At 66.4% G+C, this 5709-nt stretch carries 8 protein-coding genes; 3 read left to right on the forward strand and 5 right to left on the reverse strand.

The features are described from left to right. A partial coding sequence (locus ACE3O8_RS12590; RefSeq protein WP_374390269.1) for a nuclear transport factor 2 family protein occupies positions 1-442 on the forward strand: 442 nt, incomplete at its 5' end. 368 nt (positions 443-810) lie between these two features. Here ACE3O8_RS12590 and ACE3O8_RS12595 read toward each other — a convergent pair. The 5 genes from ACE3O8_RS12595 to lipB form a co-directional block, all read right to left on the reverse strand. After that, positions 811-1167, reverse strand: coding sequence for a RidA family protein (locus ACE3O8_RS12595; RefSeq protein ID WP_374390271.1), 357 nt, complete (start codon positions 1165-1167; stop codon positions 811-813). 104 nt (positions 1168-1271) lie between these two features. Next, positions 1272-1772, reverse strand: coding sequence for a hypothetical protein (locus tag ACE3O8_RS12600; protein WP_374390273.1), 501 nt, complete (start codon positions 1770-1772; stop codon positions 1272-1274). A gap of 95 nt (positions 1773-1867) precedes the next feature. Continuing rightward, a complete protein-coding gene (locus ACE3O8_RS12605; RefSeq protein WP_374390275.1) occupies positions 1868-2170 on the reverse strand; it encodes an SCP2 sterol-binding domain-containing protein in 303 nt (100 codons plus the stop codon). Between the two features lie 87 nt (positions 2171-2257). Next, on the reverse strand, positions 2258-2560 hold the full coding sequence (locus ACE3O8_RS12610; protein WP_374390277.1) for a hypothetical protein: 303 nt from the start codon (positions 2558-2560) through the stop codon (positions 2258-2260). A 75-nt stretch (positions 2561-2635) separates the two neighbouring features. Continuing rightward, positions 2636-3331: a lipoyl(octanoyl) transferase LipB gene (lipB, locus tag ACE3O8_RS12615; RefSeq protein WP_374390279.1), complete on the reverse strand. Its 696-nt coding sequence runs from the start codon at positions 3329-3331 to the stop codon at positions 2636-2638. Between the two features lie 95 nt (positions 3332-3426). Here lipB and ACE3O8_RS12620 point away from each other — a divergent pair, with 95 nt between their 5' ends. Together ACE3O8_RS12620 and ACE3O8_RS12625 are read left to right on the forward strand one after the other, a co-directional pair. Next, complete coding sequence (locus ACE3O8_RS12620) at positions 3427-4377, forward strand: D-alanyl-D-alanine carboxypeptidase family protein (RefSeq protein ID WP_374390281.1); 951 nt, start codon at positions 3427-3429, stop codon at positions 4375-4377. 143 nt (positions 4378-4520) lie between these two features. After that, a complete protein-coding gene (locus ACE3O8_RS12625) occupies positions 4521-5633 on the forward strand; it encodes a spermidine/putrescine ABC transporter substrate-binding protein (RefSeq protein ID WP_374390283.1) in 1113 nt (370 codons plus the stop codon). The last annotated feature ends 76 nt before the right edge of the window (positions 5634-5709 follow it).

Here is a 5709-nt window from a genome sequence, read left to right on the forward strand (position 1 = left end):
CGCCACCGGCTCCGCTTCGGCATCGGCCCATGGGCCAGCCAAGCCTGCTGCGGGCAGCACCATCGTTGCACCAGCGGCGACCGAAGCCGTGGCCGTGGTGGACGCATTCCACGCCGCGCTGAAGCGTGGAGATCTGGCTGCTGCGCGCGGCTGCCTGATGGACGATGCGCTGATCTTCGAAGGCGGGGCGGTGGAACGGTCTGCTGCGGAATATGCCGCACACCATCTGCCTGCGGATGCCAAGTTCGCTGCCGTGACCGAGCAGGCCATTACCAGCCGAAGGGGCGACGGAGACGGCCAGACCGCATGGGTTCTGACCGAGGGCCAGACGACCGGAACCTGGCGTGAAAAGCCGGTGGACAGTGTTACGACCGAAACGATGATCCTGCGAAAATCAGCCGCGGGCTGGCGCATCCAGCATATTCACTGGTCTTCACACTAAGTCTGCCTGCAGGGCGCTTTGGATCCTGTGTTCGGGGAGAAATTGCTCGGTGATAAGCAGGTAGAGTGGGGCCGAAATTGGGGCCCTCCAAAAGTTGGGTTGTGAAATTGATATAAGAAACAATATGTTGCTGAGATTTTTCGAGTCCCGTAGGGGTCACCAGCGGCGCGTCCGGCCAGGTCCGTCGATGCCTTGAGACATTTTTCATTGATGGTTTGAGATCTCGCGCTCTGGCCGCTGGCGCCGCGGAGAGGCGAACCGGTTGCGGCAGACGGTGGCCGCGTTCCGCGCCTGTGTGCGTGCTGCCGGAGCCCCGTGGCTTTCGATGGCCCTGTTCGCCGATGAACAGGGCCCTGGCCGCAGGTGGATCAGCCGGCCGGTTTTAGTGCGGCGACGATGATGATCTCTACCCGGTACTCGGGCGCCGCCAGCCGGGATTCACCTGTCGCGCGGGCCGGCGGCGCGGTTTGGGACACCCAGGCATCCCAGACCCTGTTCATGCCCGCGAAGTCGGTGATGTCGGCCAGCCAGATGGTGGCCATCAGGATGTGGTGCTTGTCGGTTCCGCACCTGTCGAGCAGCTCGTCAATCTCTGCGAGAACCGCCCTTGTCTGCGTTTCAATGTCTGCGCCGGGTGCGCCGATCTGGCCCGCCAGATAGATGGTGTCGCCGTGAATCACGGCCTCGCTCATGCGCGGGCCGGGATCGATGCGGGTGATGCCCATGGTGCCTCCTGTTCTGGCCGCGCCTGTACCGGACTCCGGGAACCGCTGTCGATGGCGGCGCCGTTACGGGCGCGCATTTGCGGCCGGCGCGGGCCGGAATGCCGTCAGCGGCAGCGGGACTTGCCCGCGCACGGATCCGTCAGCTGCGGGACGATCGCCCATTCGAGTTTCGGGGCGAGGATGTGCGGCTGCGGCTGGCCGAGGCTGTCGCGCAGGGCCGGGAGTTCGACGGCGGCGAAATCGGCAAGCTGGCCCTTGGGCACGGCAAGCGCGCGGCGGCCGACGAGGGCGGCCTGATTGCAGAAGCTGACCTGGCCGTCGAAGCTGGCCCAGCTCTGGTTGGAGCGGGTCGCATAGGTGTCGAACGCGCGCTGGCCCGCCTTGGGGCCCTTGGTGCGCACGAAATAGCCGGTCATCTGCTTGAAGGCCTCTGCCATCTCGTCCGAATGCTGGCGCAGCAGGGCATTGTAGGTCGGCACGGTGGCGAGAAACGGCGAGAACTGGCACTGGAGCGCCGCGACATTGAGGCCGGAGCGGAGCGCCCAGACCTTTTCGGCCCGGCCTTCCCTGGTGTTGACGCCAGCGAGGGGCGCCGGAGCTGTCATCGCCCCGGCCCCCGTGCCGGCAAGAATTCCGCCAAGCATCAGGCATGCCGCGCGCGCGGCGAGCCCGACGGGCGAAACCTTGCGGAGAACCGGCATCAGCCCAGGATCTTCCCGAGCTGCATGGCGATGCCCATGTCGCCTTCGACCTTCAGCTTGCCCATCATGAAGGCCATCTGCGCATTCTGCTTGCCGTCTGCGATGTCGATGAAGTCGGCCATCGAGACCTTCACGCGGCAGTCGGCGGCACCATTGTCGTTGCTGACGGCGGCCGGGCTGGCCGTGCCGTCGATGCGGACAGCGCCATCATCGCCGAAGTCGAACGTGACGACCTTGCCGGCAATCCCGCCGTTCTTCGCGACGCGCTCGGACATGCCCTGGGTGATTTCTGTGAGGCTCATACTCTTCTCCCTCCACTTGCAAGAAAGGCCGCCTTTGCGGGGCGGCCTTTCCGGAACCAATCGACCTGTTGGTCGAATCCAGCCAGCTTACTTGGCCGGGGCTTCCGCCGGAGCGGCAGCAGCAGCCGCGTCGGTGGCGGCAGCAGCAGCGTCCGTCGCGGCAGCAGCAGCGTCGGTGGCGGCGGCAGCAGCGTCGGCAGCCGGAGCGGCAGCGTCAACCGGGGCAGCGGCGTCAACCGGAGCCATGTCGGCCGGGGCAGCTTCAACGGCAGCCGCTTCGGTCGGGGCGGCAGCTTCTTCGGCCGGCTTGGCGCCGCCGCAAGCAACAACGAACAGAGCAGCGCCGGTCACGAGCGCGGCAGCCTTCACCTTCTGGAGAACGTCACCCATTATCTGACTCCTGGTTTGTCTTTTGCAAAAGTTCTGGAGCTTTCGGTCCCTACCGACCCCGAACCGGGGGTGAGCCTAGCGGCAATCCGGATGGGCCTCAAGCGTCTTGATGCGCGGCGGTTCCGGGGCCGACAGGGAGTGCATCAAAACGGGCAGGTTGAGCCGAAGCGCCGCATCGACGCGCGCCATCGTCACGTCCGGGGCCAGATCGGCGGCACGGGTGACCCCGAAGGCCGCGATGCCGCACGGCACGATGGCGTCATAGTGGCCGAGATCGGTCGTGACGTTCAGGGCAAGCCCGTGGAAGCTGATCCAGCGCCGGACCCGGACACCGATGGCGCCGATCTTGCGCAGGCCTTCTGCCGTTTCCACCCAGATGCCCGTGCCTGCCTCGCTGATGCCGGCTTCGATCCCGCAATCCGAAAGGGCTGCGACCGCCCATGCCTCGAGCGCGGCGACATAGCGCCGCACATCGCGGCCGCGGCGGCCCAGATCGAGCATGGGATAGACGACGCGCTGCCCGGGGCCATGATAGGTGAAGCGCCCGCCCCGCCCGACCGGATGGACGGGGAAACGGCCCGGCGCGAGAAGTTCCGCCGGATCGGCGCTGGTGCCCGCCGTGAGCAGGGGCGGATGTTCGACGAGCCAGATCTCTTCGGCCGCCGCGCCGGCCGCCATCCGTTCGACATGCGCCTCCATCGCGGCGACGGTGCCTGCATAGTCCGAGAGGCCGGGGAACGGCCGCCAGAGGGGATCGGGAAGCGCTGCCATGATTGCGCCAGATAGGGCCTGTGGCGCGGCAATGCCACCGGAACGGGCGCGGAGGACTCTAGCGGCGCGAGTCCGCCCTGTGTTATCCCTTTGGCATGTCGGTACGTTCCCTTGCAGTCGCCGCCGCGCTGACCGGGCTGACGGTGCAGCTTTCCGCCGCCGCACCCGCCGAGGCGCTGAGCCTGTTCGACCAGCAGAAATATGCGGCCTTCGTGGCCGACGCCGAAACCGGCGAGGTGCTGTATTCGCGCCGGGCCGACATGCAGCGCTTCCCCGCCTCCATCACCAAGGTGATGACGCTGTACATGGTGTTCGAACAGCTGGCGGCCGGGAAGCTGAGGCTGGACGACCGGGTGGTGGTGAGCCGGAACGCCGCGAGCCAGCGCCCCTCCAAACTTGGTCTGAAGGCGGGCGAGAGCCTGACGGTGGACCAGGCCATCCGCAGCCTTGCCACCAAGTCCGCCAACGATATTTCCGTGGCGCTGGCGGAACATATCGCCGGCAGCACCGAGGAATTTTCCCGCCTGATGACGGTGCGGGCGAAGCAGCTGGGCATGACGAACAGCCGGTTCGTGAACCCCAACGGGCTGCCGGATTCCCGCCAGATCACCACCGCGCGGGACATCTTCATCCTTTCGCAGGCGACGATCCGGAATTTCCCGCAATATTACAGCTATTACCAGCAGCAGCAGTTCGTGTTCGGCAACCAGGTGCTGCCCAACCACAACCATCTGCTGCGCACCATGCCCGGCGTGGACGGCATCAAAACCGGCTTCACCAATGCGGCTGGCTTCACGCTGGCGGCCTCTGCCGTGCGGGACGGACGACGGCTGATCGCGGTGGTGCTGGGCGGGCCGACGCGCGTGGCCCGCGACAGCAATGTGGAAAGCCGGCGTTCGGCCGGGGTCGCCGGGCTTTCCGCGCGGGATCGCGGACAGCAGGTGCAGGTGGCGGACCTTCTGGCGGAACCGGGCGACCTGAACGACGAAACGCTGCGCCAGCTGGTGGAACAGGGCAGTGGGGACGCGCCGCCGCGCAAGCGCTGAGGCGAGTTGGAGATGCGCCGCCGCGCAAGCGCTGAGGCGAGCGGCGCAGCTTTCCTCTTGCAGCGCACAATGGGGCTACATTTCGCCGCCCGCCTGTTCTACGACTTTGCGCATCGGCAACTGAGCGGCGAGGAGAGCGGGGGATGACGGCTTTCGAGGATGGGGCAGACGGGGCCGGCACGGGCCGCCGTTCATCGATGTCGCGCCGGTCGCTGCTGGCGGGGCTTGGCGTCGCGGCGGTGGGCTTTTCGCTGCAGGCCTGCGGCAAGGGCGGCGGGGACGCCGGCGGGGACAAGCTGAATTTCTACACCTGGGACACCTATATCGGGGAAACGACGCTCGCCGACTTCCAGAAGGCCAGCGGCGTGAAGGTGCAGACCAGCTATTTTTCGACCAACGACGAGCTGTTCGCCAAGCTGAAGGCCGGCAACCCCGGCTATGACGTGATCGTGCCTTCGAACGAGTTCGTGACGCGGATGCGCCAGGCCGACATGCTGACGCCGCTGGACATGGCGCTGATCCCCAACATCAAGAACATCGCGCCGGAATTCCTGGGCAACGACTATGACCCGGCGCCCAAGCACAGCGTGCCCTATACCTGGCTCGTCACCGGCATCGGATACCGCAAGTCGCGCGTGAACGGCGTGCCCGACAGCTGGAAGTGGCTGTACGACAGCGACCTGTACAAGGGCCGCATCGCGCTGCTTTCGGAGGCGGCCGACCTGATCCGGCTGGGGGCGAAATATCTGGGCAAGTCGCTGAACGGGATCGACGCCGCCACCGTGAAGCAGGTGGAGGAAATGCTGATCCGGCAGAAGCCCAACATCAAGACCTTCCACGAGGACAACGGCCAGGACCTGCTGCTGGCGGGCGATGTGGACCTGGTGATGGAGTTCAACGGGGACATCGCCCAGATCGCCGCGGAAGACCCGGACATCGGCTTCGTGGTGCCGAAGGAAGGCTCGCTGCTGAACGCGGACACGCTGGCGATCCCCAAGGGCGCGCCGCGGCCGGAACTGGCGCACAAGTTCATCAATTTCCTGCTGGATGCCGAAGCCGGCAAGCATATCGCGGAAACCATCCTCTATCCGACGCCGAACCTCGCAGCGAAGGCGCTGATGCCGGAATCCTATCGCGACAACCCGATCGTCTTCCCGACCGGCGTGGGCATGGACAAGAGCGAGTGGGGCAAGTTCGAGGGGCCGGACCAGCAGCGCATGTTCGAGGACGCCATCACCCGCGTCCGCGCCGCCTGACGCCTTAGCCGGGGGGCAGGCATTTGACCGACGGAGTGGACTGGCGGCGCGCCAAGACGGGGCTTGCCGCCCTTCT

The organism is Sandaracinobacter sp., from assembly GCF_041909755.1.
Taxonomy (GTDB): Bacteria; Pseudomonadota; Alphaproteobacteria; order Sphingomonadales; family Sphingomonadaceae; genus Sandaracinobacteroides.